This window comes from Nonomuraea helvata (assembly GCF_039535785.1).
In the GTDB taxonomy this organism is placed as follows: domain Bacteria; phylum Actinomycetota; class Actinomycetes; order Streptosporangiales; family Streptosporangiaceae; genus Nonomuraea; species Nonomuraea helvata.
Map to the genome: position 1 here is coordinate 1,368,785 of NZ_BAAAXV010000001.1, position 26,104 is coordinate 1,394,888.

General features: G+C 71.8%; 21 protein-coding genes. 10 read left to right on the plus strand and 11 right to left on the minus strand.

What is annotated here, in order from left to right:
* Positions 1–3 precede the first annotated feature (3 nt).
* The 3 genes from ABD830_RS06275 (at position 4) to ABD830_RS06285 (ending at position 3,868) form a co-directional block, all read left to right on the plus strand.
* Positions 4–2,358: a glycoside hydrolase family 3 protein gene (locus ABD830_RS06275; protein ID WP_344985429.1), complete on the plus strand. Its 2,355-nt coding sequence runs from the start codon at positions 4–6 to the stop codon at positions 2,356–2,358.
* Positions 2,359–2,423: 65 nt separating this feature from the next.
* Positions 2,424–3,104 carry a DUF4191 domain-containing protein gene (locus ABD830_RS06280; protein WP_344985430.1) on the plus strand — a complete coding sequence of 227 codons (681 nt, stop codon included), beginning with the start codon at positions 2,424–2,426 and terminating at the stop codon, positions 3,102–3,104.
* On the plus strand, positions 3,104–3,868 hold the full coding sequence (locus ABD830_RS06285; protein ID WP_344985431.1) for a class I SAM-dependent methyltransferase: 765 nt from the start codon (positions 3,104–3,106) through the stop codon (positions 3,866–3,868). The genes ABD830_RS06280 and ABD830_RS06285 overlap by 1 nt, the downstream gene beginning before the upstream one ends.
* Here the strand turns inward: ABD830_RS06285 and ABD830_RS06290 are convergent.
* The 3 genes from ABD830_RS06290 to ABD830_RS06300 all read right to left on the minus strand — a co-directional run bounded on the left by ABD830_RS06290 (position 3,849) and on the right by ABD830_RS06300 (position 5,921).
* Complete coding sequence (locus ABD830_RS06290) at positions 3,849–4,787, minus strand: glycoside hydrolase family 113 protein (RefSeq protein ID WP_344985432.1); 939 nt, start codon at positions 4,785–4,787, stop codon at positions 3,849–3,851. The genes ABD830_RS06285 and ABD830_RS06290 overlap by 20 nt on opposite strands.
* Complete coding sequence (locus ABD830_RS06295; RefSeq protein ID WP_344985433.1) at positions 4,784–5,395, minus strand: TetR/AcrR family transcriptional regulator; 612 nt, start codon at positions 5,393–5,395, stop codon at positions 4,784–4,786. The genes ABD830_RS06290 and ABD830_RS06295 overlap by 4 nt, the downstream gene beginning before the upstream one ends.
* Positions 5,396–5,459: 64 nt before the next feature.
* Entirely contained in the window at positions 5,460–5,921 is a 462-nt protein-coding gene (locus tag ABD830_RS06300) for an RDD family protein (RefSeq protein ID WP_344985434.1), read from the minus strand.
* A gap of 77 nt (positions 5,922–5,998) precedes the next feature.
* On the opposite strand from ABD830_RS06300, the gene ABD830_RS06305 reads away from it, so the two are divergent.
* Both ABD830_RS06305 and glnA read left to right on the plus strand, forming a co-directional pair.
* Entirely contained in the window at positions 5,999–7,105 is a 1,107-nt protein-coding gene (locus ABD830_RS06305) for a hypothetical protein (RefSeq protein ID WP_344985435.1), read from the plus strand.
* A gap of 93 nt (positions 7,106–7,198) precedes the next feature.
* On the plus strand, positions 7,199–8,623 hold the full coding sequence (gene glnA, locus ABD830_RS06310; RefSeq protein ID WP_344985436.1) for a type I glutamate--ammonia ligase: 1,425 nt from the start codon (positions 7,199–7,201) through the stop codon (positions 8,621–8,623).
* Between the two features lie 95 nt (positions 8,624–8,718).
* Here the strand turns inward: glnA and ABD830_RS06315 are convergent, their stop codons facing one another.
* Positions 8,719–8,943: a hypothetical protein gene (locus ABD830_RS06315; RefSeq protein ID WP_344985437.1), complete on the minus strand. Its 225-nt coding sequence runs from the start codon at positions 8,941–8,943 to the stop codon at positions 8,719–8,721.
* 175 nt (positions 8,944–9,118) lie between these two features.
* The gene (locus ABD830_RS06320; protein WP_344985438.1) at positions 9,119–9,571 is read right to left on the minus strand and encodes a helix-turn-helix domain-containing protein; all 453 of its coding nucleotides are present in this window, start codon (positions 9,569–9,571) and stop codon (positions 9,119–9,121) included.
* A gap of 218 nt (positions 9,572–9,789) precedes the next feature.
* Here ABD830_RS06320 and ABD830_RS06325 point away from each other — a divergent pair, with 218 nt between their 5' ends.
* Complete coding sequence (locus ABD830_RS06325) at positions 9,790–10,119, plus strand: hypothetical protein (RefSeq protein WP_344985439.1); 330 nt, start codon at positions 9,790–9,792, stop codon at positions 10,117–10,119.
* On the opposite strand, the gene ABD830_RS06330 is transcribed toward ABD830_RS06325, so the two are convergent.
* Complete coding sequence (locus tag ABD830_RS06330; RefSeq protein WP_344985440.1) at positions 10,116–10,808, minus strand: B3/B4 domain-containing protein; 693 nt, start codon at positions 10,806–10,808, stop codon at positions 10,116–10,118. The two genes, ABD830_RS06325 and ABD830_RS06330, sit on opposite strands and share 4 nt — an antisense overlap.
* Before the next feature lie 33 nt (positions 10,809–10,841).
* On the minus strand, positions 10,842–12,116 hold the full coding sequence (locus ABD830_RS06335) for an MFS transporter (RefSeq protein ID WP_344985441.1): 1,275 nt from the start codon (positions 12,114–12,116) through the stop codon (positions 10,842–10,844).
* Between the two features lie 84 nt (positions 12,117–12,200).
* On the opposite strand from ABD830_RS06335, the gene ABD830_RS06340 reads away from it, so the two are divergent.
* The gene (locus tag ABD830_RS06340; protein WP_344985442.1) at positions 12,201–13,058 is read left to right on the plus strand and encodes a LysR family transcriptional regulator; all 858 of its coding nucleotides are present in this window, start codon (positions 12,201–12,203) and stop codon (positions 13,056–13,058) included.
* A 5-nt stretch (positions 13,059–13,063) separates the two neighbouring features.
* On the opposite strand, the gene ABD830_RS06345 is transcribed toward ABD830_RS06340, so the two are convergent.
* From ABD830_RS06345 to ABD830_RS06355, 3 genes are read right to left on the minus strand one after another with little or no spacing between them, the layout of a single operon-like run.
* Complete coding sequence (locus ABD830_RS06345; protein WP_344985443.1) at positions 13,064–13,588, minus strand: GNAT family N-acetyltransferase; 525 nt, start codon at positions 13,586–13,588, stop codon at positions 13,064–13,066.
* A gap of 36 nt (positions 13,589–13,624) precedes the next feature.
* Positions 13,625–14,659: a hypothetical protein gene (locus tag ABD830_RS06350; RefSeq protein ID WP_344985444.1), complete on the minus strand. Its 1,035-nt coding sequence runs from the start codon at positions 14,657–14,659 to the stop codon at positions 13,625–13,627.
* 31 nt (positions 14,660–14,690) lie between these two features.
* Positions 14,691–17,672 carry a bifunctional [glutamine synthetase] adenylyltransferase/[glutamine synthetase]-adenylyl-L-tyrosine phosphorylase gene (locus ABD830_RS06355; protein ID WP_344985445.1) on the minus strand — a complete coding sequence of 994 codons (2,982 nt, stop codon included), beginning with the start codon at positions 17,670–17,672 and terminating at the stop codon, positions 14,691–14,693.
* Positions 17,673–17,750: 78 nt separating this feature from the next.
* Between ABD830_RS06355 and ABD830_RS06360 the strand changes: the two genes are divergently transcribed.
* Positions 17,751–18,311, plus strand: coding sequence for an HXXEE domain-containing protein (locus tag ABD830_RS06360; protein WP_344985446.1), 561 nt, complete (start codon positions 17,751–17,753; stop codon positions 18,309–18,311).
* Here the strand turns inward: ABD830_RS06360 and ABD830_RS06365 are convergent.
* The gene (locus ABD830_RS06365) at positions 18,289–18,972 is read right to left on the minus strand and encodes a type 1 glutamine amidotransferase (protein WP_344985447.1); all 684 of its coding nucleotides are present in this window, start codon (positions 18,970–18,972) and stop codon (positions 18,289–18,291) included. The two genes, ABD830_RS06360 and ABD830_RS06365, sit on opposite strands and share 23 nt — an antisense overlap.
* Before the next feature lie 86 nt (positions 18,973–19,058).
* On the opposite strand from ABD830_RS06365, the gene ABD830_RS06370 reads away from it, so the two are divergent.
* Together ABD830_RS06370 and ABD830_RS06375 are read left to right on the plus strand one after the other, a co-directional pair.
* Positions 19,059–19,919: an alpha/beta hydrolase gene (locus ABD830_RS06370; protein WP_344985448.1), complete on the plus strand. Its 861-nt coding sequence runs from the start codon at positions 19,059–19,061 to the stop codon at positions 19,917–19,919.
* Between the two features lie 186 nt (positions 19,920–20,105).
* A complete protein-coding gene (locus tag ABD830_RS06375) occupies positions 20,106–26,078 on the plus strand; it encodes a DNRLRE domain-containing protein (RefSeq protein ID WP_344985449.1) in 5,973 nt (1,990 codons plus the stop codon).
* Positions 26,079–26,104 lie beyond the last annotated feature (26 nt).

Sequence of the window (26,104 nt, forward strand, 5' to 3'; positions counted from 1 at the left end):
CTGGTGAAGACTGTGGTGGTGGACTTCGACGAACTCATCGCCCGGCTCGACCTCAGCACCAAGATCCGCCTGCTCACCGGGGCCGACATGTGGTCGCTCCCTCCCCTGCCCGAGATCGGCCTCGACCGGCTCGTCATGAGTGACGGCCCGATCGGCGTACGCGGGGAGCAGTGGAGCTCGGCCGACCCCTCGATCGCGCTGCCCAGCCCGACCGCGCTGGCCGCCACGTGGGACGTGGACCTGGTGCGGCGGGCAGGCGCGCTGCTGGCGCAGGAGGCCAGGCGCAAGGGCGTGCACGTGCTCCTCGCCCCCACGATCAACCTGCACCGCTCGCCGCTCGGAGGCCGCCATTTCGAGTGCTTCTCCGAGGATCCGTACCTGACGGGAGAGATCGGCGCGGCCTACGTCGAGGGCGTCCAGGAGGGCGGCGTCGCCACCACGCCCAAGCACTTCGTGGCCAACGACTTCGAGACCGAACGCTTCACCGCGGACGTCCAGGTGGGCGAGAAGGCCCTGCGGGAGGCGTACCTGCGGCCGTTCGAGCGGGTGGTGCGGGCCGGGGCGTGGGGCCTCATGACGGCCTACAACTCGGTGAACGGCACCACCATGACCGAGCACTCCGAGCTGGTGAACGGGGTGCTGAAGGGCGAGTGGGAGTTCGACGGGTTCGTGGTGTCGGACTGGACGGCGCTGCGCACGACCGAGGCCGCCGCCATGGGAGGCACCGACGTGGCGATGCCCGGCCCGTCCGGGCCCTGGGGCGAGAAGCTGGAGGCGGCCGTGCGGGAGGGGCGCGTGCCGGAGTCGGTCGTGGACGACCGCGTGCGCCGCATCCTGCGCCTGGCCCGGCGCGTCGGCGCCCTGCGCGGCGCCGGACCGCACTCCGCGCCGCCTCCCGCCAGGGAGCGCGTCGACGGGGTGGCGCTGGCCCGCGAGGTGGCCACGCGCGGCTTCACCCTGCTGACCAACGACGGCATCCTGCCGTTCCGGCAGGTCAGGACCGTCGCCGTGATCGGGGCGGCGGCCGCGGAAGCCCGCGTCATGGGCGGCGGCAGCGCGCAGGTCTTCCCCGACAGGATCGTCTCGCCGCTGCAGGGACTCGGGGAGCGGGCCGAGGTCCGGTACGCGCTCGGCACCGACCCCCGGATCCGCCTGTCCCCGATCCCCGGCCCGGCCACGGCCACCTTCCTGGACGCGGAGGGCGCGGCGCTGTCCGAGCAGCCGCTGGCCGCGGCCGAGGCCCGGTGGATCGGCCAGCTGCCGCCCGACGTGGACGGCGACCGGCTGACGGCGGTCCGGCTGCGCACCACGTACACGCCGGACGTCTCGGGCGGGCACCAGCTCTCCGTCGCCGGGGTGGGGGCCTTCACCGTCGCCGTGAACGGCGAGACCGTCCTCGACGAGCTCCTCGAGGCGGACGGCGACGACCCGGCCGCGGCGTTCCTGTCGCCGCCGGAGCGGCGGGTGGGCGTGGCCATGACCGCCGGGGAGCCGTACGAGGTGGTCGTGACGCACCCGGCGGGGGCGTTCGGCGGGATGGCGTTCGTGTCGTTCACGGTCGGCCACGCGAATCCGAGCCCCGGCGAGGAGGAGCTGCTGGCCGAGGCCGCGCGGGTGGCGGCCGAGTGCGACGTGGCGGTGGTCGTGGCCGCGACCACGCCGGAGGTGGAGAGCGAGGGCTTCGACCGTACGGACCTCAGGCTGCCCGGACGGCAGGACGAGCTGATCCGCGCCGTCGCCGCCGCCAACCCGCGCACCGTCGTGGTCGTCAACGCCGGCTCGCCGGTCGAGATGCCGTGGACGGGGGAGGTGGCGGCCGTGCTGCTCACCTGGTTCCCCGGGCAGGAGGCGGGGGCGGCGCTGGCGGACGTGCTGTTCGGGGACGCCGAGCCGGGCGGGCGGCTGCCCACGACCTGGCCGAAGCGGCTGGAGGACGCTCCCGTGGTGGACGTGACGCCGGTGGACGGCGTGCTGGCGTACGAGGAGGGCGTCTCGATCGGGTACCGGGCGTGGGAGCGGTCGGGGCGCGCGCCCGCGTTCTGGTTCGGGCACGGCCTGGGCTACACGACCTGGTCGTACGACTCGATCGCGGCCGAGGGGACGACCGTCACGGTCGCCGTCACCAACACCGGCGACCGCCCTGGCCGCGAGGTCGTGCAGGTGTACGTCGCCGGAGCGTTGGCCGGCTTCGACGTGGTCGAGGCCGCGCCCGGGGAGACCGTGCTCACCACGATCTTCCTGCCGGAGCGGGCCTTCCAGGTCTGGGACGGCGGCTGGCGGACGGTCGAGGGCGAGTACGCGGTCGAGGCGGGCCCCAGCGTGGGCGATCTGCGGCTGTCGGCTACCGTGAAGGTGTAAGCCGCGCGAGAAATGGCCGGGTCGCGTTTTCCGTACTGCACCAGTTGGTTTGTATCCTTCAGAGCATGGCAAAGTCCGAGGAACCAGAGAAGCCGGGGCGCATCAAGCAGCTCCGCATGATCGCGCAGATCATCAAGCAGGCCAACCCCAAGGGGATGCCCATAGTCTTCCTCTCGGCGGTGGGCACGCTGGCGGTGGTCGTCGTGATCGGCCTGGTCACGGACTACCTGTGGTATTCGGTGTTCATCGGCGTGCTGGCCGCGCTCACGGTCGGTCTGGTGGTGTTCGGGCAACTCGCCCAGAAGGCGCAATACTCGATCCTGCACGGCCAGACCGGCGCCGCGGCGGCGGTGCTGCAGGGCATGCGCGGCAACTGGCAGGTCACCCCGGCCATCGCGGTCAACCGCGACCAGGACCTCATCCACCTCGTGGTCGGCTTCCCCGGCGTCGTGCTGGTGTCGGAGGGGCCCGGCAACCGGGTGGCGAAGATGCTGGCGGCCGAGAAGAAGCGGGTCGCCCGAGTGGTGCTGGGCATCGAGATCTACGACGTGCAGTGCGGTGACGGCGAGGGGCAGGTGCCGCTCGGCAAGCTGCAGCGCCACATCATGAAGCTGCCGCGCAACCTGAAGAAGCCCGCGGTCAACGAGGTGAAGGACCGCCTGCGCTCGCTGCCGAAGAACATGCCGATGCCCAAGGGTCCGATGCCCAGGGGCGCCCGCATGCCGCGCGGCCCCAAGATGCGCTAGTGCTGTCGGGTTCGTCGCGGGCCAACCGCTGGTGGTGGGACGGCAACGCCGACGACTACCAGGTCGAGCACGGCGAGTTCCTGCGTGACACCGGCTTCGTCTGGTGCCCCGAGGGCGTGGACGAGGCCGACGCGCACCTCCTCGGCGAGGTGCGCGGCCGGCGTGTGCTGGAGATCGGCTGCGGGGCGGCGCAGTGCGCGCGGTGGCTGGTGACGCAGGGGGCGCGGGTGGCCGCGTTCGACATCTCGCACCGGCAGCTGCGCCACGCCCAGCGCATCGACCTCGACACCGGGCTGCGCGTGCCCGTGGTGCAGGCCGACGCCGAGTCGCTGCCGTTCGCCGACGACGCCTTCGACCTGGCCTGCTCGGCGTTCGGCGCGCTGCCGTTCGTGGCCGACCCGCTCGCGGTCTTCCGCGAGGTGCGCAGGGTGCTCAGGCCGGGCGGCCGGTTCGTGTTCTCGGTGAGCCATCCGATCCGCTGGGCTTTCCCCGACGACCCGGGGCCGCGCGGGCTGACGTCCGACCGGTCCTACTTCGACCGCTCCCCCTATGAGGAACAGGACGAGAGCGGCACGGTCACGTACGTCGAGCACCACCGCACCCTGGGCGACTGGGTGAGCCTGCTGGTCGCCTCCGGCCTGACCGTCGCCGGGCTGCTGGAGCCCGAGTGGCCCGAGGGGCACGAGCGGGTGTGGGGCGGCTGGAGCCCGCTGCGCGGCCGCCACCTGCCCGGCACAGCGATCTTCAGCTGCGCGAATACCTAGCGGCCATGGCGTGGAAGACCTCCTTGGGCTCCCAGCGCCGCTCGTCGAGCATCCTCACCACGCCGTACGAGCCGAGGTCGGCCTCGCCGACGCGGTTGTAGGCCGCGAACGTGAACCAGAGCGCGGTGTCCACGCCCTCCTGCTCGAAGACGTCCATCAGCTCGGTGAAATAGCGCACCTGCTCGCCCTCGTCGGGCACGGCGCCGTCGGGCACCACCCACGCCGAGCCGCCGCGCTCCCCCGCGCCGCGGTAGGCGCACGTGCCGAACTCGGTCACCGCGACCGGCTTGCCGTGCTTGAACTGGGCGCGCAGCTCGTCCACGAAGTCGTGGGCGTTGTAGGAGGCGCGGTAGGCGTCCACGCCCGCCACGTCGAACGGGGCCCAGTCGACCGGCTCCCACGGCCCCGAGGCGTAGCTCAGCCTGCCGCCGAACAGCGGCCGCACGGCCTCGGCCACCTTCGCCAGGTAACCGTTGAAGCGCGGCATGACCTGCATCAGGGACGTCCACCACTCGATGTCGCCGCTCATCATGGCGCCGAGCCGGTCGCGGTAGCCGTCGCCCTCGATGAAGCCCTTGCCGAAGGCGGTGATCTCACAGCCGGTGACCAGCACGATGTCGGCGCCGTCGCGGCGCAGCCCCTCGGCGCGGCCGGCCGCGTCGGCGAAGACCTCGAGCATCTCGTCCTGCGTGAGGTCCACGGGGAACGGGGTGAACCAGATCTCCAGCCCGGCCGCCGCGGCCTCCCTGGCCGCCGCCTCGACGCGCTCGGGGTCGCGGCCGGAGATGCGCACCGACGCGCAGTGCAGGTCCTCCGCGATCGCGCGCATGTCGCGGCGGACGTCCTCGATGTGGAACGACGTGCGGCTCAGGTCGTGGCCCGGCAGGAACCCAACGTCATAGTTGATCCCCTTTTTCATGACTTATCCCCTTTTGTTGTGAGCCCGTGCTCCAGGAGGTCGAAGGCCACCTCCACGTCGCCCGCCAGGCGCCCGCCCGCCTCCTCCAGCGGCACTCCCGCGGCGATGCGCTGGAAGAACGCCTCCTGGACGGTGGTGACGGCGGCGGTGATCTGCGCGGCCATGAGCTGGGCGGTCAGGTCGTCGCCGCGGTGGGCCTCCTTGAGTGCTTCGGCCAGCTCATAGCGCTCACCCATGCGCACCCCGTGCAGCGCGCCCATCAGGGCCTGGCTCGAGGAGATCACGCGGACCCTGGTCAGCAGCGACTCCACGTCCATCTCGCCCGCGCCCTGGGCGGCCAGCGCCCGGTAGTGCTCGCGCAGCGCGCCGAGGGGCGTGACCCCCTCGGGGCGCCCGGCCACGATCGCGGCCAGGTCGTCCTTGATCCCCTCGGTGACGAGGCAGTCCTTGGTCGGGAAGTAGTTGAACAGCGTCACCTTGGCGACCCCGGCCGCCTCGGCGATCTCGTTGACGGTCACCGCGTCGTAGCCGCGCTCGTCGAACAGGCGCAGCGCCACCTCGGCGATCCGCCGCCGCGTCTGCTCCTTCTTCCGCTCCCTGAGCCCCATACGGACAGCATAAACCATACCGGGTTCACTTTTAAACCCGGTATGGTTTTTTCTCGATGAAGAGCTACATCCGGACGACCATCGTGTTGGACACGCGGTCGTGCACCCCGCGGTGGTCGCGGTCCCAGATGAGGGCGGGCACGGCCAGGCACAGCAGCAGGGTGCGCACCAGCACGGGCAGCCAGCGGGGGTTCCCGCCGTCCATCGCGGCCACCCTGATGCCGGCCAGCCGGTGCCCGAAGGTCTGCCCCATGAACCCGACCAGGATCAGGTACTGCACGGCGAAGACGACCGCGGGCGCCCACGGCTGCTCGGCGGGGTTCATCCTGAGCAGCAGCTGCACGACGGCCCACGTGCAGATCATCCAGTCGATGACCAGCGCGGCGATCCTGCGGCCCCAGCCGGCGATCGACCCGCTGCCCTCCTCGGGCAGGCCCAGGCGCTCACCCGGGTAGCCGAGATCGATGCCGGCGGACCTGATCCCGCCCAGCCAGGTCTGCGTCCACCGAGGCCCCTTGCTGCTCATGTCCTCAACGGTATCCGCCTGGAGTGCCGGTCCGCGTCGTGACCCAACCGCGTCGCAAACCGGCCATCATGTACGCCATGCCACACGGGGATGACCTTGATGCGCGCTTCAACGAGCTGGTCGCGCAGATCGACGAGGAGCAACAGCGCAGGATGCGGGCCGCGGCCGTCAAAGGCGCGAAAGAGCAGCGGCGTACAGATCGGTTACAGAGACGCTCGCGCTTATCGGGCCCGTACGAGAGCGGGACGGCCCCGCGGCGGCGGGTCGGGCGGGCCTGGATCGCGATGGCCGTGATCACGGGGCTGATCGCGGCCGCGGGCGTGGTCGTGACCTTCCGCCCCGACCTGCTCACCCCCTCGGGTGCGGTGCCCGAGGACCCGGCGGTCGCGGCGCCGTCGCTCAGGCTCACGGTGGGTCCGGCCGAAGGCCCGGCTGAGGACTCGGCTGAGGATTCGGACGAGGACTCCGACGAGGAGCAGGCGGACGGCGGTGGCGAGGAGCCGCCGAGCCCGTTCGCCGGGTCCCCCGCCGAGCAGTACGCCGACGGGGTCGCCGGGTTCGTGATGCCGGAGGCCAAGGCGCTGGGCGGGCTGTCGAAGAAGGACGTGACCAAGGGGCTGAAGCGGACGCGCGAACTGCTGGCGGCGGCCTTCCTGGACAAGAAGACGCTCATGGGCGGCAAGCCGTCGGCCTTCGCCGAGCTCCTGCCCGCCGAGCTGCGCGCGGACTTTCTCGACAACATCCAGCACAACGACGAGGGCGCTCTGGGATACGTCATGCGCTTCGCGCGGGGCACGGCCCTGTCCACCGATGTGGTCAAGGTGCACGGACGGGCGACGCTGTCCACCTTCAAGGAGGACGACAGGCACGGCGTCAAGGTGAAGCTGAACCATCTGGTCGTTTACGCCCTGCAACGTCCGGGCCGACCCGAGACCACCATCAGGCTCGTCGCCCATTCCATCGGCGATGTGCTGCTCTACCGCGAGTCCGGGGACCTGGTCGTCTGGCCGACGGGATGGGGCCCGAGCACCACCCCGTCCAGCTGCGACACGCACGACGCATTCGTGCATCCCGTTTATGAGGACTCGCCTTCCGGAAAGGTCACGCCCACCGGATTGCCGAAGGATCCGTACGAGCAGGAAGAGGACGAAGGCACTGGGTGCACCGCGGCGCAACCCACCTGACCTGCGTAACATGTGTGAAACAAACGAGACACCATACGGAAACGGCCACGTCCTAGCGTCGGCATGATGGCCAGTCCCCAGGGAGGTTCGAGAGTGTTCAACTCCGCCGACGACGTCCTGAAGTTCATCAGTGACGAAGGGGTGCAATTCGTCGATGTCAGGTTCACCGACCTGCCGGGGACGACGCACCACTTCACCTTCCCGGTAGAAAACTTCAGCGCGAGCGTCTTCACCGACGGACTCATGTTCGACGGCTCGTCGATCCGAGGCTTTCAGGCGATCCACGAGTCCGACATGCTTCTGCTGCCCGACCCGTCCAGCGCGGTCGTGGACCCGTTCCGCCAGCACAAGACGCTCAACATCAACTTCTTCGTGCACGACCCGCTGACCGGCGAGGCCTACAGCCGCGACCCGCGCAACGTGGCACGCAAGGCAGAGGAATACCTCAAGGGCACGGGCATCGCCGACACGGTCTACTTCGGCCCCGAGGCCGAGTTCTACATCTTCGACGACGTGCGCTTCGAGACGAAGCAGAACGCCGGCTACTACTACATCGACTCCATCGAGGGCGCCTGGAACACCGGCAAGTCGACCGAGGGCGGCAACCTCGGCTACAAGCCGCGCTACAAGGGCGGCTACTTCCCGGTGCCGCCGATGGACCACTTCACCGACCTGCGCTCCGAGATGGTGCGCAACCTCATCGAGTGCGGCATCGACGTCGAGATGCAGCACCACGAGGTCGGCACGGCGGGCCAGGCGGAGATCGACTTCAAGTTCGGCACGCTGCTCAAGACCGCCGACAACCTGATGCTCTACAAGTACGTGATCAAGAGCACGGCCCTCGAGTACGGCCACACGGTCACGTTCATGCCCAAGCCCATCTTCGGTGACAACGGCTCGGGCATGCACTGCCACCAGTCGCTATGGAAGGACGGCTCGCCGCTCTTCTACGACGAGGTCGGCTACGCGGGCCTGTCCGACACGGCCCGCTACTACATCGGCGGCCTGCTCAGGCACGCCCCGTCGCTGCTGGCCTTCACCAACCCGACGGTCAACTCCTACCACCGTCTGGTGCCCGGCTACGAGGCCCCGGTCAACCTGGTCTACTCCCAGCGCAACCGCTCGGCCTGCGTCCGCATCCCGATCACGGGCTCCAACCCGAAGGCCAAGCGCATCGAGTTCCGGGTGCCTGACCCGTCGTGCAACCCGTACTTCGCGTTCTCGGCCATGCTGATGGCGGGCCTCGACGGCATCCGCAACAAGATCGAGCCGCCGGAGCCGGTCGACAAGGACCTCTACGAGCTGCCGCCGGAGGAGGCCCGCAACATCCCGCAGGTGCCCGGCTCGCTGCCCGAGGTGCTCAGCGCGCTGGAGGCCGACCACGACTACCTGCTCGAGGGCGGCGTCTTCACGCCTGACCTGATCGAGACGTGGGTCTCCTACAAGCGGGAGAACGAGGTCGACCCGATCCGGCTGCGTCCGCACCCGCACGAGTTCGAGATGTACTACGACGTCTAGCAGGTGCGGGACCGCGTCCACGGCCGCCCTGGCCGACTCCTCGGAGTCCGGCCAGAGGCGGCCGTCGCGTTCGCCGGACGTGCCGCCCCGTACGTTCAGCGGTCGGCGCGGCCGTGCCGGTATCCGATCCGATATTCGATCCCCTGCCGGTGGAGCTGCCAGGCGATGGTGACCGCGACGGCGGCCCCCACGGTGAGCAGCTGGACCGGTTCGAGGCGGTTGCTCTCGTGCCACGCCAGAGGCATCCAGGTGATCGCCGCCACGTAGACGAGGTTGGCGAGCCACAGGATTGCTGCGGCGATGGGGAGGATGTGACGCATAGGGCCCCCCTTTGTGCGGTGCGGAAGGGTTTCCGCTACTCGTAGCATCGCCTAAATAATCATCGAAATGCATCGTGGCGAAGATCGCGCCGAGTAAAAGAACTCGGCGTGGTGCCGTGATTACTTAGAGTGGCCAGTCGATTACCGCATAATATGGCGAATTCCGCTTCTCTGGCTATTCCGATTCTTCTATTTCAATGCGGACGAGTTCCTTGAAGCGCCTGCCGGCTTCGGCCGCCTCGGCCTCAGCCTGCTCCCGCAGCCGCCGGACGCGCTCCCGCTCCGAATCCCTGAACCGCTCCAGGATCGCCCGCCGCCGCGCCGGGAGCTTCGCCAGCAGCTCGTCGACCTCGGGGTCCTCCGCGAGAGCGGGAAGCGCGCCGCCCGCGCCACCCGGCACCAGACCGGCCAGCCGCAGCGCCTCGTCCCGGTCGATGCCGAGCGTCTCCGCCAGCGCGAACACCGTGTCCGGCTGCGGCTTCGCCGACCGCATCCGGTGGATGGTGGCCCGGTCGACACCCGACTGCTCCGCCAGCTTCAGCTGGGTCCAGCCACGCCTGATCCGCTCGTGATTGACGCGTTCATAGAAGGGCCGCGCGGGGCCCACCCGCCTGTCGTCATCGCCCATGTTGCAAGTTGTAGCACAAATGTGGCGTCCCGCGGCTTTCGGCGTCAACATTAACGGATTTTGCCACGACCGGTGCTGCTCATTGCTGTGTTGATGTTGCATGTTGTAGCGTCCGGGGCAGGGATGCAACATCTCGTTACACAGGGGAGGTGGATGACCCCCATGACCGAAGAGACCCCGCCGCCGGGCCTGGACCCCCTTCGTCGCCGGAGGCCCCGATGGATCCCACTGCGGTGATCGTCGCCGTCATCGGCGCAATGGCCAGCATCGCCGCAGCCCTGGTCGCCGCCGTCGCCACCGCCAGGAGCGCCGGCAGGAACGCCGAGTCCGCCGAGCGCGCCGCGCTGCACCAGGTCGAGGCCGACGCCTACAAGCGGGCCAGGGAGACGTACGAGGGCGCCATGGCCCGCATGGAGAGCGAACTGGAGCGGCAGGCACGCGAGCTGGATGTGCTGCACAGGCAGATGGCCCGCGGGACCCGCCGGAGACGCGCCGCCGGCCTGGTCCGGTGGGCGATGCGGAAGCCGTCCGAAGGACGGAGCGGCTAGAACTCGAAACGGGGAGCGGACGGGGTCAGGATCGCCGTCTTCGAGGCGCCGGTCCAGAGAGCGGCCAGCTCGTCCGCGACGGTGGCCGTCAGGCGTTCGACGTCCGCACCGGCCGTGTCGTGCAGCGCCTCCGCGACGATCAGGACGTCGGTGGTCGTGTCGCGGACGGCCGAGTGGCCGCTCTGGCGGTTGGTCCAGCGGCGGGCGTGCGCCCTGCCCTCCGCGTCGGCGAAGACGACCTCGCCGGGCGGCGGGTGCTCCGTCTCGCCGGAGAAGGTCAGGTACGCCTCGTCGCCCGCCGCGTACCTGACCTCCACGTACCGCGAGATCTTGGAGAGGTCGAACACCGCCACCGGGACGGCGTACGCGATGGAGACCGCGTTGCAGAGGTCGATCAGCGGGTGCAGGCGCGGCAGCGCGCCTTCCTTCCTGAAGCGCCGCAGCAACGACTCCGACGCGCAGCGGTACTGGGTCGGCTTGAGGCCCATCTTCGAGAACGCCCGCCGCCACGCCTGGATCTCCGGCAGCTCGCCTTCCGAGGAGGTGGCGAGCCGCTTGGCGGCGAGCTCGGCGAACCGGGCGACCTGGTCATCCACGGAGACGTCCGCCGTGATGCCCTTCGCGACGAGCACGCCGGGGACGAGCTCGGGGAAATCGCGCCAGATGTCACTCGAATGCTGGAAACGCACGCGTCACCTCGTCATAGCACCACTTGAGATCGATCACGATACCCGCATCGGGCCCGTCGAGGCGGGCGGAGCGGCGGTGCGGGCGCGGCGGGCGGCCAGGCCGTAGCAGGCGCAGGTCAGCGCGGTCAGGACGGCCGCCGTCGGCAGGGGGTGGCTCACGACGCCCATGACCGCCACGCCGAGGGTGGCGCCGACCTGGCGGAACGCGTTCAGGACGCCGCCCGCCGTGCCGGCCGTGCCCGGAGGCGCGCTGTTGATCATTCCCGCCATCAGCGCGGGCAGCACGAACGACAGCCCGAACCCCATCACCACCAGCCACGGCGCCGCCACGTCCGTCAGGGCGACCCCCGTCAGGCCGGCCGCGAGCAGCGCGAGGCCGCCCAGGATCGGCGGGCGGGGGCCGTAGCGGGCCACCAGGCGGCCGGTGAGCAGCGGGTTCACGGTCATGGGGAGGGTCAGCGGGAGGAAGGCCAGCCCGGCGGCCAGCGGAGCCAGGTGGCGGGTGTCCTGCAGGAGGAGGGTGAGGACGAACAGGGCGCCGGCGAAGGCGAAGTTGGCCACCGTGCCCGCCAGCAGCTCGGGCCAGGTGGCGGCGAGCAGGCCGCCTGGCAGGGCCGGCGCCTTGCTGCGGCGCTCCGCGAGCACCACCGCCGCCAGGGCGACCGCCGCCAGGATGCCCGCCACCATCGAGGCGTCGATCAGGGCCTCCGCCACCAGCGCCAGGAACGCGCAGGCCAGGGCCTGCACCCGCCAGTCGATCAGGCGGTGGCCGCGCGGCGAGCGGACCCGGCGCATGGCCAGCAGGCTGATCAGGGCGATGGGCGGGTTGAGCAGGAACACGGCGCGCCAGCCGGACAGGTCCACGAGGAGGCCGCCGAGCAGCGGGCCGGCGGCGAGCGCGGTGCCGGTGATGGCGGCCCACAGGCCGGTGGCGCGGGCGCGGGCGGCCGGGTCGGGGAAGAGCTGGGGCAGCAGGGCCATCGAGCCGCCCGTGCAGAGCGCCCCCGCCAGGCCGAGCAGGGCACGCAGCGCGATCAGCACGCCCAGGTGCGGGGCCGCGGCGCTCAGCAGCGAGATCACGCCGAACGCCGCCACGCCGACCTTGAAGATCCGGGCCGCGCCGTACCGGTCGGCCACCGCTCCCCCCGTGAGCAGCGCGGCGGCGAAGGCGACCGTGTACGCGTTCACCGCCCACTGCTGGCCGGCCAGCGAACCGCCCAGCGAGGCCCGTAGGTCGGGCAGCGCGATCGTCAGCACGGTCGTGTCGAGGATCACGAGGAAGTAGGCGAGGGAGAATCCGAACATCATGCCCCTCAGCGTGCTGAAACGCCGCATCCACCCTCAACAGGCGCGGTCTGAGGGGGCGTTCGGGAAAACCGTATGCTGCCTTCTATGGACTTGCGCCAGTTGCGGGGTTTTGTCGCGGTGGCCGGGGCGGGCACCGTCACCGAAGCGGCGAACACCCTCGGCCTCGCCCCAGCGTCCGTGTCCGAGCAGGTGCGCCGGCTCGAACAGAGCCTCGGGGTGACCCTTTTCGAACGCACGCCCCAGGGGATGCGCCTGACCGAGCCGGGCGCCACGCTGCTGGCACGGGCGCAGGAGCTGCTCGACCACGCCGACGAGGTACGCCGCGCCGTCACCGGGCAGCGCCGCCGGGTGCGGATCGGCACGCTGGAGATGCTGGCCGCGGCCCGGCTGCCCGCCGTGATCCGCCGCCTGTCGGAACGCCGCCCCGACCTCGACGTGGACGTGCGAACCCTGACCCGGGGGACGCTGCTGGCCGGGGTGACGAGCGGCGAGCTGGACGTGGCCCTGCTGCTGGACACGGGGTTGTGGGTCGGCGGGCTCGGCTTCACCATGCCCGAGGACGCGGGTTCAGGTGCCGCGATGGCGCCCGACCTGGACTTCCTTGACGTGGGCGAGGTCAGGCTGTCGCTGGTCGCGGCGCCGGGCGGCGACCGGGAGCCGCTGCTGGTCAGCGCCACCGGCTGCTCGATCCGGCTGGCGGCCGATCGGGCGTTCGGTCCGGAGGTGCCGCGCAGGGAGCTGACCGGCATCGCGACCGCCCGCGAGTGGGCCAGGCAGGGGCTCGGCAGCGCGCTGCTGCCGGACTTCGCGCTGGAGCCCGACCTGGCCTCGGGCGCGCTCGTGGAGCTCGACTTCGACGCGCCGACACTGGCGCTGCGCCTGGTCTGGCTGCGCGGCCGCGAGCCAGCCCTGCGCGACGTCCTCTACGCCATGAGCGCCTGACGGGCCTACGGGCGCTTGAGGTGGTAGACCACGTGGGGGTACAGAGGGCTGCCCGGGGCTAGCCGCGGGTGGTTGAAGTCAGCCAAATGGGTCATCCCCAGGCGCTTCATCACGGCCTGGGACCGGGTGTTCCGCTGCGCCGTCATGGAGATGATCTCGTCCAGCCCGGCCTCCTCGAACGCGTATCTGACGGCCTCCCTGGCCGCCTCGGTGGCGTACCCGTGGCCCCAGGCCGGCCGCGCCAGCCGCCACCCCACCTCCCACGCGGGCAGGAACGGCGCGTCGAACGTCTGCCAGATCAGGCCGGTGAAGCCGATGAACTCCCCGCTCTCGCGCACCTCCAGCGCCCACAGCCCGTGGCCGTCCTTGTCGAACTCCTCCTCGATCCTGTCGACGAAGTGGTCGCTCTCGGCGCGGGTGAGCGGGGCCGGGAAGTGCTCCATCACCTCGGGGTCGGCGTTCATGGCGGCGAAGGGCTCCCGGTCCTCGTCGCGCCATCTGCGCATGATCAATCGCTGGGTTGTCCGCATCCGAGCCACGATAATGCGGGACCGGCATTCGGGGACTCACCGCCGGGACTTGATGCCGGTGATGCGCCGGAGCACGTCCCACCAGAACGGCGCCCCGAACAGCAGCGCCACGTACGTCAGCAGGAAGCCGGGCCAGTGGCTCGGCGTGGTGATCCGGTCCCACCACAGGGCGCCGTTCCACCGGATGGAGGGGTCGCCCTGCTCCGGGATCGACACGCTGACCAGCGACTGGCCGAGCATCTTGACCAGCGCGGGCTCGCTGAGCGTCTCGGTGACGCACGGCATCGGGTCGCCGCCCGTGCAGCGCGCCTTGAGCTCGTTGTACGCGTCCGGCCCCGACTCCGCGACGGCCGTCACCGAGGCGCGGAAGGCGTTGTCGCGCATCAGTGTCTTGGCGTACTCCAGCCCGTCCATGGTGAACACCAGCGTCACGAACAGGCCGAGCACGGCGACGACCCACTTGACGTAGCGCTTGTAGAGCATGGACAGCCGCTGCATCTCCCCGTCGAACCAGGTCTCCACGCCCTGCCTGAACCGGTCGAGATCGCGCTGCGCCGTCTCCCACACGCCCTTGAGGTGGCCGTACAGGGGGCTGCGCATCTCCTTGAGCTTCGCCAGGAGCCCCTCGACGCCGTCCGGCTCGACCGCCGCCAGCTCCATCAGCGCCACCGCGAAGCGTCCTGGCGGGATGTTCGCGATGCTGGTCCGGCCGCTCTTCGGGTGGTCGATCCCCTGGACGCGCTGGTAGAGCAGGTTGACCATGGCGTCCTCGGCCTTGGTCTCGTGCGCCGGCACCACGCCCGGCTCGGCGGGCGCGGGCTGGTCGCTGTGCTTGGGACGCGGGTCCCGGGCGAAGGGCAGCGCCGCGAAGACGTCACGCACCTTGGCCGGCAGCCATGACCTGCCCTGCTTGTCGGAGCCGTCCATGGTGTCCCTGAGGTAGGCCCACAGGAACTTGCTGCGGATGGCGAGCACCCGCACGAACGCCTCGTTCAGGCCGCTCACCAGCAGCGACAGCAGCAGGAACGACACCACCAGGCCGAGGGCCAGATCCACGTAAACGGATAACACCGCGCCTTGATACACCCGTAGACGAGTCCGATCAAGCCCCGTAAAAAACTCGATCCACCACTTGTCGTGCGCGGCGCGTCACGCGGCGGTAGTCGTCCAGGAAGTCCTCCGAGCCGTCCGGCGGGTAGCCGAGCGTCTGGGCGATCAGCTTGCGCTCCCCCGCCTCACGCGGCACGCTGTCGTCGGCCCGGCCCTTCACCAGCATGATCGCGTCGCGGATGCGGGAGGCGAAGCGCCACGCCTCGGCGAGCACGGCCTCGTCGGCCGGCGCGAGCAGGCCCTCCCCCACGGCCGCGCGCAGGGCCTCGAGCGTACGGGTGGTGCGCAGCGACGGCAGCGCGCCCGCGTAACGGAGCTGCAGCAGCTGGGCCACCCACTCCACGTCGGACAGCCCGCCCGGTCCCAGCTTGGTGTGCAGGGCCGGGTCGGCGCCGCGCGGCAGGCGCTCGGCCTCCATGCGGGCCTTGAGCCGCCTGATCTCCCTGACCGCGTCGTCGTGCAGACCGCCCTGCGGGTAACGCAGCTCGTCGACCATCGACGTGAACTGCGCGCCCAGCTCCCGGTCGCCCGCCGAGAACCTGGCCCGCAGCAGCGCCTGCGACTCCCACGGCGACGACCAGCGCGCGTAGTAGGCGCGGTAGGAGGCCAGCGTCCGCACCAGCGGGCCCTGCCGCCCCTCGGGACGCAGGTCGAGGTCGACGGTCAGCGGCGGGTCGGGGGCGGGTAGCGACAGCAGCCGGCGCACCTCGTTGGCCACGGCGAACGCGGTGTCCGTGGCCTCGCGCTCCGCCACCCCTGGCAGCGGCGAGTGGACGAACATGACGTCGGCGTCGCTGGCGTAGGAGCACTCCATGCCGCCGAGCCGGCCCATGGCGATGACGGCGAACCTCGTGACGTCCGGGACCTTGGCCAGGGCGGCGTCGAGCGCGGCCTGCAGGGTCACGTCCGTCAGGGCCGACAGGGCGCCGCCGACCGTCTCGATGTCGATGAGCCCGAAGATGTCGGCCACGGCCGTACGGAACAGCTCTTTCCTGCGCAGCGCCCGTACGGACGCCACGGCGGTCTCGGCATCGCCGGCGTGCCTGGTGACCGCCGCGAAGGCCTCGCCCAGCAGCGACTCCCGGGAGCGCACGGCGAGCTCCTTGTCCGAGCCCAGCATCGCGACCGCCTCGGGCGCGTGCAGGATCAGACCGGTCGCGTAGCGGCCGGCGCCGAGCACGCGCGCCATCCTGGACGCCACCGCCGTCTCGTCGCGCAGCAGCCGCAGATACCACGGCGTGCTGCCCAGTTTGTCGCTCACCTGCCGGAACCCGAGCAGCGCCCCGTCCGGGTCGGGCGTGTCGGCGAACCAGCCGAGCATCACGGGCAGCAGCGTGCGCTGGATGGCGGCCCGCCTGGACACGCCGGCGGCGAGGGCGGTGATGTGGCGCAGCGCGCCGGCGGGATCGACGTAGCCGAGCGCCTCCAGCCTGGCCTGCGCCGCCGTGGCCGACAGCCGCGCCTCCGACTCCTGCAGCCGCGACACGGCCTGCAGCAGCGGCCGGTAGAACAGCTTCTCGTGCAGCCGCCGCGCCTCCCTGGCGTGCCGCCGCCACCGCGCCGTGAACTCTCCCACCGGATCGGGCTGCATGCCGAGCGCCCGGCCCAGCCTGCGCAGGTCGGACTCGTCGGTGGGCACGATGTGGGTGCGCCGCAGCCGGTGCAGCTGCAGCAGGTGCTCCACCTGGCGCAGGAACGAGTACGCCTCCGCGAGACTGCGCGAGTCGTCCCGGCCGACGTATCCGCCCCTGGAGAGCGCGGCCAGTGCGGGCAGCGTGGCCCGGCGGCGCAGCAGGGGGTCGAGCCTGCCGTGGACGAGCTGGAGCAGCTGCACCGCGAACTCGATGTCGCGCAGCCCGCCCGGCCCCAGCTTCAGCTGGCGGTCCCCTTCGGCGCGCACGTGCGCCTCGACCCGCCGGCGCATGGCCTGCACGTCCTCGACGAAGTGCTCGCGGGTGGCCGCCGACCACACCAGGTCGTTGACCGCCTCCACGTAGGCGGCGCCCAGCTCCATGTCGCCCGCTACCGGGCGGGCCTTGAGCAGCGCCTGGAACTCCCACGTCTTGGCCCAGCGCCGGTAGTAGGCCAGGTGGCTGCCGAGCGTGCGCACCAGCGGGCCCGACCTGCCCTCGGGCCGCAGGCCCGCGTCCACCTCCCACAGCGAGCCCTCGGACGTGGTGTCGGCGCAGGCCCGCATCATGGCCTGGGCCAGCCGGGTCGCCGTACGCAGTGCCTTGGTCTCGTCGGCGCCCTCCCGCGGCTCGGCCACGAAGATCACGTCTACGTCGCTGATGTAGTTGAGCTCCCTGGCGCCGCACTTGCCCATGCCGATGACCGCCAGGCGTACCTCGCTGTCGTCGATCTCGGCCCGCGCGATGGCGAGCGCGGCCTCCAGCGCGGCGCCGGCGAGGTCGGACAGCTCGGCCATGACCTCCGCGGGTGTGGCCTCTCCTGTGAGGTCGCGTGCGGCGAGATGCATCAGCCTGCCGCGATAGGCCACGCGGAGCGCGTTCAGCGGGACGTCGCCGGTGGCGGCGCCGGCGCCCCGGGCGTCGGTGCCGGCCCCCGCGGCGTCGGCGGCGGCGGCGCTCCCGCCGTCGGCCGCCTCCCCTGGCTCGGCGCCGACCGCCTTCAGGAACGCGGTCCGTGGGTCGCCCAGGTGTGGCTCGGCGAGGAGCGCGACCTGGCCGGGGTGGCGCACCAGGTGCTCACCGAGGGCGGCGCTGACGCCGAGCACGGCCAGCAGCCGCCCGCGGAGGTGCTCGTCGCCGCGGACGGCGTCGAGCACGGCGGGCTCGCGCTCGGCCAGGCGGGTCAGCGAGACCAGCGCCTGGTCCGGGTCGGCCACGTCCACCAGGAACTCCAGGAGATCGTCCACGTCGACTCCCGTCTGACGGACGAGTTGGGCGGCCCTGGCGCCGTCGGCGAAACCGAGCTTGGCGAGCCTCGCGGCGGTGGATTCGATCCTGGGCACCCCTCCATCTTGTCAGCCCGCTTCGGCGTACCATAGGTAACGCAACGTTGCGTTGCATTTCTTTCGGAGGTGATGACCGTGGTTCCCTCAACCGTCACGTGGGGGCTGCTGGCGGCGTGGGCGGTCCACGACGCCGAGGAACTGGCGACCATGGCGGGCTGGACGCGCGAGGCCCGGGAGCGGTGGCCCTGGGTTCCCGAGGTGTCGCAGCGGCACGTGAACGTGGCCATCGGGCTCATGGGCGGGGTGATGGCGGGGGCCGCGGCGCTGGGGGCGCGTACGGGCGGGCGGAGTCCGGTCTTCCAGGCCGCGCTGCTGGGGTTCGGGGCTCATGGGGTGGCGCACCTGGCGCAGGCGGCGGTGGCCCGGAGGTACACGCCCGGGGTGGTGACCGCGCCCGTGGTGGTCATCCCGTTCTCGGTGTGGGCGTGGCGGCGCCTGCGGGCCGACGGGGTGCCGGTGCGGGCGGGGGCGGCCGCCCGGCCGGGGGTGGCGGCGTTCCCGCTGGTCGTGGGCGGTGTCCACGTCCTGGCCCACGCGCTCACCCGCCCCCGTGCGCGCGGGACGGACACCCGGACCCGCGCCCTCGTGCGGGCAGGGCGCCGGAGGTGGGGGTTCAGGCGCGGCCGCTCGCTCTGATCACCTCGGCGAACGCCTCCGCCACCGGCCGCCAGGTGGCGACCAGCGCGCTCTCGGCCGCCTTGACCTCGGCGTTCAGCTCCTCGGCGGCGTCCAGGCCGGACCCGGAGGTCCAGGAGGTGAAGATCTCCGGCGTGGCCTCGGGATGGAACTGCACCGCCCACGCGGCGGCGCCGAGCCGGTAGGCCTGGTTCGGATACTGGGCCCCGGTCATGAGCGGCACCGCGCCGTCGGGCAGCCGCGTCATGGTGTCCTGGTGATACTGGACGGCCACGGCCGTGCCGATCCCCGCCAGCAGCGGGTCATCCGCCGCCGCGGGCAGCGCGACCACCTCGCGGACGCCCACCTCGAGCCCGTTCGTACCGCGTTCGACCGTGCCGCCGCAGGCCAGGGTGAGCAGCTGCGCCCCCAGGCAGATGGCCAGCGTGGGCGTGCTCTCGTCGACGGCCCGGCGCAGCAGGTCACGGGTGGCGGGCTGCCAGGGGCTCCGCTCGTCCTCCCAGGCCGCCGCCGCACCGCCGAGCACGATGAGCCCGTCCGCCGGGCGCGCGGGAATCTCCTCACCCAGGTACGGCCGTACGACGTCGCAGGCCGGCCCGAGCCATTCGCCGAGGTACCCGAGGCCCGCCTCGGCCTCGTGCTCGATCACGGTGATACGCATATCAGGCAATTTAACCGCCACGCGCGCGGGCGATCGCCCGAGGGCCATGCGTATCGTGGCCGGACGTTTGTCCCTAAGCTCCGACCATGGGACTTGAGTTCGACGATGTCGCCGGTCAGCGGATCGTGACGTTCGGAACGGGACCGCGCACGATCATCGCGGTCCACGGGATCACGGCCTCCCTGATGGCGTGGGGAGCGGTGGGGCGGCGGCTGCCGGAGGGATGGCGCCTGGTCGCGATGGACCTGCGCGGGCGCGGGCACAGCGCCGCGCTGCCCGGCCCGTACGGGCTCCCGAGGCACGCCGAGGACGTCCTGCGCGTCGCCGACCACGTCGGGGCGGGTCCGGACGCGGTGCTGACCGGGCACTCGATGGGCGCGTACGTGGCCGCCCTGGCCGCCGCCGAACGGGACTTCGCCCGGGTGGTGCTGGTGGACGGCGGCCTCCCCCTGCCGCCGCTGCCCGAGGACGCGGACGTCGACGAGGTCATGGAGGTCACGCTCGGACCGGCGATCGCCCGGCTGCGCCAGACGTTCCCCACGGCCGACGCGTACGTCGACTTCTTCAAGGCGCATCCGGCCTTCGCCGGGCAGTGGAACGCCGACGTGGAGGCGTACGTCCGCTACGACCTGACGGGCCCCGAGGGTGCGCTGCGGTCGCGGGCGGTGGAGGAGGCGGTGCTGCAGGACGGGCGCTGGTTGCGGCTGGAGCCGGAGGCCATCGCGGCCGCCCTCGGATCCGTCCAGACGCCGCTCACCCTGCTCAGAGCGCCTCGCGGACTGCTCAACCAGGACGCCGGCTTCCTCCCCGACGATCTGGCCCTGCCCTGGACCACCCGCCTTCCTGGGCTGCGGGACGAGGTGATCCCGGACTGCAACCACTACACGATCCTGTTCCACGACCGCTGCGCGTCGGCCGTCGTCACCCACCTCACCTCTCTGGCCTGATCCCCGCCCCTCGGCCGTCACCGGCGGTCGCGGCGACCCCCCGCCCCGTTACCGAACATGAACGCGAACTGACGGGTAGCTTAACGATCTTCGCCGCATATTCCCTCATATTGATCATGCCTCTTACGATCACGCCGCAACGATGGTCAAACCTCTCCCCAGAGGCGCGCGATCGGAGATCGAAGAGTGGCTTTATCCCGCACCCGCGTCCGCCGGACGACCCCGGCGGACCGGGCCATCGCGGCCGTGCTCTCCGCGGCACTGGCCGTAACTGTCGCGGACATCCCCACGGCGTACGCGGACACCCCCGCCCCCCAACCCCCACCGGCGGCCGTGCCGCCCGACCCCTCCACCGCTCCGGCCGGGCCCAGCGCGCCCGACGAGAGCTCGGCCAGGCTGACCGCCCGGCTCACCGGCAAGCGAGTCGAGATCGAATCGGCACGTACCGAGGCCTCCTCCACCTACGCCAACCCCGACGGCACCCTCACCGAGGAGATGTTCGCCGGGCCGGTCAGAGTGCGCGACGGCGCCGGGTGGAAGCCCGTCGATCTCGCGCTCACAGCGGCCGCCGACGGCACGGTGACCCCCAAGTCGCACGGCAGGGCGCTGCGCATCGGCGGCGGCGCGAGCGGCGCCAAGCAGGCCGCGGCCGCCGGGACCGACCTGATCAGCGTGGCCGCCGGGAACGCCCGCGTGACCCTGCGCTGGCCGGGCGCGCTCCCGTCGCCTCAGGTGTCGGGCCAGAGCGTCACCTACCCCGGCGTGCTGCCCGGCGCCGACCTGACGGTCACCGCGACCAGGACGGGCGCCGAGCAGTTCCTGCTGGTCAAGCAGCGGCCCACCACCCCGCTGTCCTACCGGCTCAGGCTGGACGCCCCCGGGCTCACGGCCCGCCAGGCCAAGGACGGCGGCGTCGAACTGGTGGGCAAGGGCGGCAAGGTCGCCGCGACCGTGCCCGCGCCCGTGATGTGGGACGCGCGGGTGGACCAGGCCTCCGGCGAGCACCCGCATCGCGCGCCGGTGAAGATGGAGGTGTCGGGCAAGGACCTCGTGCTCACGCCCGACCCGGCCTTCCTGAACGACCCCGCCACCGCCTACCCGGTCACCGTCGACCCGGCGGTCAACGTGGGCGAGGCGTTCGACACGTTCGTGCAGCAGGGCTACAACACCGACAATTCCGCCTCCACCGAGCTCAAGCTCGGCAACAACGGCAGCGGGCAGATCGCCAAGTCGTTCATCACCTGGAACACCTCCGGCCTGGCCGGGCGGAAGATCCTGTCCGCCACGCTCAACCTGTGGGACTTCCACTCCTGGTCATGCACGGCCAAGAACTGGGAGGTGTGGAGCGCCGACCAGGCCTCCACCACCAGCCGCTACCCGGGCCCCACCATGGCGGCCAAGTACGCCACCTCCAGCCAGACCAAGGGCTACGGCTCCGCCTGCGCCGCAGGCTGGGTCAGCGCCAACGTCACGTCGCTGGCGCAGTACTGGGCGGACAAGGGCTGGGCCAAGTCCGGCATGGGGCTGCGCGCCTCGGACGAGTCCGACCCGTACGGGTGGAAGCGGTTCAACTCCGGCAACGCGGCCTCGCACACGCCGTACATCGCGGTGACGTACAACGGCAACCCGAGCACGCCGCTCTCCGTCTGGACCAGCCCGAACAGCGAGGTGAACAGCACCCTCTACACCAACTCGGTGACGCCGCGGCTGTACGCCCACGTCGGCGACCCCGACGGCGGCAACGTGCGCGCCAAGTTCGAGGTGTACGACGGCAGCACCGCGGTCATCACCGGCCTGTACGGCGCGTACGTGGCCTCCGGAGGGTTCTCGGACGCCGCTCTGCCGGCCGGCAAGCTGGTCAACGGCCGCACCTACACGCTCAAGGGCTGGGGCAACGACGGCTCGCTGGACTCCCTGCAGCCGCAGTCCCGGCAGTTCACCGTCGACACCACGCGGCCGCCCGCGCCCAAGCTGACCAGCGGCTCCCACCCGGACTCCGGATGGCACGGCGACGCCGGCGAGCCGGCCTCGTTCACCGCCACGCCGGCCGACTCCGACGTCGCCAAGATCGCCTACCGGCTCGACGACGGTGACACGGCCACGGCGGCCACGACCGGCGCGGCCGTCACGTTCACGGTGACCCCGCAGGCCGCGGGGCCGCACACGCTGACGACGTACACCCTCGACCGGGCGGGCAACGCCTCCGAGGCGGTGACGTACCGCTTCAACGTCGGAGCGGGCGCGCTGGCCGCGCCGGCCGACGGCACACGGACGGCCCGCCGCGCCGAACTGGCCGCGACCGGGCGCGGCGAGTACGACCGGGTGACCTTCCAGTGGCGGCGCGCGCAGACCGACGCCTGGGCCGACATCCCCGTCGCGCAGGTGCTCGGCGCCGACGGCAAGCCGCTGGCGGCCTGGCCGGTCGCGGCGACGGTGGCCGACGGCACCGCGACGGTGTCGGGGCTGACCTGGAACCTGGTCGACCAGCTCGGCGGCGACGGCGCCGTCCAGGTCCGCGCCGTGTTCGCCAACGCCTCGGGCTCGGCGGGCACGCCGGCCGCCGACGTGGTCGCGGACCGGCAGGCATCGGGGGCCGAGACGCAGAACGTGGGGCCGGGCAGCGTCAACCTGCTGACCGGCGACTTCCGGGTGGAGGAGAGCGAGGCCGAGCTGTTCGGCCTGGCGCTGTCGAGGACGATCTCCTCGCGCGACCCCAAGGCCGGCACCAAGATCGCCTCGCAGGCGTCTCCGTTCGGCCCCGAATGGTCGGCCGGCGGCGTGTCGGACGTCGCCGACTCCGAGTACGCGGCGCTGCGCGAGACCTCCGCCAGCTCCGTCGAGATCACGCTGGTGGACGGGACGCCCATCCAGTTCACCAAGACCGGCAGCGGCTGGAAGCCGGAGGAGGGCGCCGAGGACCTGACGCTGACCGGCTCCTACACGCTCAAGGACGCCGACGGCGTGGTCACCACGTTCACCAAGCCCTCGGGCGCGACGTCGTACCTGCCGGCCACGACGACCCCGCCCGGCGCGAACAACGTCACCCGCTACGTCTACGAGGCCGCGAGCGGCGCCCAGCGGCTCAAGGCGGTCATCGCGCCCACCAGCGGGGTGTCCGACGCGGGTGCGGACTGCGCGCTGCCCTCGCCCAAGACCGGCTGCCGGGTGCTGGAGCTCGTCTACGCCACGCAGACCGGCGGCGGCGACTACGCGGGCCGGGTCAAGCAGGTCCTGTTCCACGACTCCGGCACGCCCGTGGCCGTCGCGCAGTACGCCTACGACAGCGCCGGCCGCCTGATCCAGTCGTGGGACCCGCGCATCACGCCGGCGCTCAAGACGGTTTACGGCTACGACACCGGCGGCCGCCTCACCTCGCTCACCTCGCCGGGACAGCTCCCGTGGACGTTCGTCTACGACGCCGACGGCAGGCTGACCAGCGCGGTCCGGCAGGCGCTCAAGCCGGGCACGGCCGACCAGGTGGAGGGCGAGAACCGCACCTCCATCGTCTACAACGTGCCGCTGGACAAGGCCGCCGGTGGGCCGGCCGACCTGCGGCCGCAGCACACCGCGGCCTGGGGGCAGCACGACAACCCCACCGACGCCACCGCCGTCTTCCCCGGCGACCAGATCCCCGACGGCCGCTCCTGGACCAGGGCCACCGTCACCTACCTCGACGCCAACGGGCGGCAGGTCAACCAGCTCACGCCGGGCGGTCACCTGTCGGCCACCGAGCACGACAAGTTCGGCAACGTCGTGCGCGAGCTGTCGGAGGGCAACCGCGAGCTGGCGCTCGGCACCTCGCCGCGCCTGGCCGAGCTCGGCGTCTCCGGGCTGCCCACGGCCGAACGGGCCGAGCTGCTGTCCAAGCGTTCGACGTACAACGACGACGGCACCCGGGAGCTGGAGACCCTCGGTCCGCTGCACGTCGTGTCGGTGGGCGGCGAGGAGACGGCGGCCAGGGAGCACACCGTCAACACCTACGACCAGGGGCGTCCCGGCGACGCGCCCACCAAGGACCTGGTGACCAGGACCGAGGTGAGCGCACGCCTGCTCAGCGGCGAGGACCGGGACACGCGGGCGACCGCCACCGAGTACGACTGGGCGCTCGGCAAGCCGCTCAAGAGCATCAAGGACCCCGGCGGGCTGAACCTGGTGACGGCCACGTCGTACGACGGCGACGGCAACCCCGTCAAGACCGTGCTGCCCAAGGGCAACGACGCGGCCACCACGATCACCACGTACTACACCGCCTCCGGCAGCGCGCCGTGCGGCGGCAAGCCGGCGTGGGCGGGGCTGGTGTGCCGGACGGCGCCCGCCGGGAAGATCAGCGGAGGCGGCGACAACCCCGACGAACTGCCCACCGCCATCACCACCTACGACCGCTACGGCAACCCGCTGACGGTCTCCGAGACCGCCAACGGCGTCACCCGCGTCACCAACACCGCCTACGACCCGGCGGGACGCCAGATCCGCCAGTGGATCACCGGCGGCGTCGGCGAGGCGCTGGGCGCCGTGGCCACGGTGTACGCGCCCGACTCCGGCCAGGTGGCCGAGCAGCAGCGCCTGGACGCCGCGGGCAACGTCACCGAGCGGATCGTGATCGCCTACGACCGGCTCGGCCGGCGGATGTCCTACACCGACGCCGACGCCGGGGTGGTCAAGACCGAGTACGACCTGCTCGACCGGACCACGAAGGTGACCGACTCCGCGCCGTCCACCGTCACCTACGGCTACGACACCGCGGCCGAGCCGCGTGGCCTGGCCGTGACGATGACGGACTCGGTGGCGGGCACGTTGACCGCCCGGTACGACGCCGACGGGGAGTTCGCCTCCGGCGACCTGCCCGGAGGCCTGCACGTGAGCGTGACCGACGACGAGACCGGCACCGATGTCTCGCGCGTCTACACCAAGGACGGGCTGGACCAGCCCGTGCTGAGCGAGCAGGTCACCGAGTCGGTGCACGGCCAGTGGGCCGCCGACGCGCGCGGCGACGCCGGGTACGAGCGGGCCTACGGCTACGACAAGACCGGCCGCCTGACCTCGGCCAGGGAGTCGGCGGGCGGGGTGTGCACGCTGCGCCGCTACGGCTTCGACGACAACTCCAACCGGACCCGCCTGGCCACCCAGTCTCAGGAGGGCACGTGCCCGGAGGCCGACGACGCCGCGGCGGAGATCACCTCCTACGCCTACGACTCCGGGGACCGGCTGGTGGGTGACGGCTACCGCTATGACGCGCTCGGCCGTACGACCGCCCTGCCGGGCGGGACGACGTTCGACTACCACGTCAACGACCTGGCCCGCCGGCAGACCGCGGGCGACCAGACGCTGACCTGGTCGCTGGACCCGGCCGACCGGTTCAGGTCCACCGCCGGCGCGGCGGGCACCGTCGTGAACCACTACGGCTCCGACGGCGACTCGCCGCGCTGGAGCACCGAGCCCGGCGGCAAGGTGCTCAGGAACGTCTCCGGCTTCGACGGCGACCTGGCGGCGATCACCGGCGCGAACGGTGACGTGCGCCTGCAGCTGACCACGCTGCACGGCGACGTCGGCACCGAGTACACGCTGGGCACCGCGACCGCCACCGTGGTGGACGCCGACGAGTACGGGGTGGCGCGCGGTCCGGCCCGCAGGTACGGCTGGCTGGGCGGCAAGCAGCGCGCCGCCGACACGCTGGACGGCACCATGCTCATGGGCGTGCGGCTCTACAACCCGTCGCTGGGCCGGTTCCTGCAACTCGACCCGGTGGAGGGCGGCAGTGCCAACGCCTACGAGTACTGCTCGGGCGACCCGGTCAACTGCACCGACCTGGACGGCAAGTGGGGCTGCGGCTGGTGCCGCAAGCTCCGCCACAAGGCCAGGCACGTCTGGCGCCGGGCCAAGGTCCACTACCGGGCCTTCCGGTACGGCTGGAACACCGGCCGGGGCTGGGGCGGTTTCGTCCACCGGTGGGCGAGCAGCGGCCGGCGCTGGGTCAGCCGGGGCTCCTTCATCGTCGGCGTGGGCTTCGGCACCTACAGCTGTCTCCGCAGGCGCACGATGAGAGGGTGCGCCAAGGCGTACTGGGAGAACAGCGCGATCGGCGGCCTGTCCGGTGCGCTGTACGGCATCGGCCGCGGGTCGTGGCGGTGGCGCCACTGGTGGCGCCGCACGCACCGGTAACCCACGTGAATGAATGAGAACGGCCC

What these genes read in the sequence shown, in the direction of transcription:
- ABD830_RS06345 (WP_344985443.1), bottom strand. Translation starts at nt 13,588, where the DNA reads ATGCGGACAACCCAGCGATTGATCATGCGCAGATGGCGCGACGAGGAC.
- ABD830_RS06335 (WP_344985441.1), bottom strand. Translation starts at nt 12,116, where the DNA reads ATGATGTTCGGATTCTCCCTCGCCTACTTCCTCGTGATCCTCGACACG.
- ABD830_RS06295 (WP_344985433.1), bottom strand. Translation starts at nt 5,395, where the DNA reads ATGGGGCTCAGGGAGCGGAAGAAGGAGCAGACGCGGCGGCGGATCGCC.
- ABD830_RS06290 (WP_344985432.1), bottom strand. Translation starts at nt 4,787, where the DNA reads ATGAAAAAGGGGATCAACTATGACGTTGGGTTCCTGCCGGGCCACGAC.
- ABD830_RS06370 (WP_344985448.1), top strand. Translation starts at nt 19,059, where the DNA reads ATGGGACTTGAGTTCGACGATGTCGCCGGTCAGCGGATCGTGACGTTC.
- ABD830_RS06280 (WP_344985430.1), top strand. Translation starts at nt 2,424, where the DNA reads ATGGCAAAGTCCGAGGAACCAGAGAAGCCGGGGCGCATCAAGCAGCTC.
- ABD830_RS06300 (WP_344985434.1), bottom strand. Translation starts at nt 5,921, where the DNA reads ATGAGCAGCAAGGGGCCTCGGTGGACGCAGACCTGGCTGGGCGGGATC.
- ABD830_RS06325 (WP_344985439.1), top strand. Translation starts at nt 9,790, where the DNA reads ATGGATCCCACTGCGGTGATCGTCGCCGTCATCGGCGCAATGGCCAGC.
- ABD830_RS06315 (WP_344985437.1), bottom strand. Translation starts at nt 8,943, where the DNA reads ATGCGTCACATCCTCCCCATCGCCGCAGCAATCCTGTGGCTCGCCAAC.
- ABD830_RS06365 (WP_344985447.1), bottom strand. Translation starts at nt 18,972, where the DNA reads ATGCGTATCACCGTGATCGAGCACGAGGCCGAGGCGGGCCTCGGGTAC.
- ABD830_RS06305 (WP_344985435.1), top strand. Translation starts at nt 5,999, where the DNA reads ATGCCACACGGGGATGACCTTGATGCGCGCTTCAACGAGCTGGTCGCG.
- ABD830_RS06320 (WP_344985438.1), bottom strand. Translation starts at nt 9,571, where the DNA reads ATGGGCGATGACGACAGGCGGGTGGGCCCCGCGCGGCCCTTCTATGAA.
- ABD830_RS06340 (WP_344985442.1), top strand. Translation starts at nt 12,201, where the DNA reads ATGGACTTGCGCCAGTTGCGGGGTTTTGTCGCGGTGGCCGGGGCGGGC.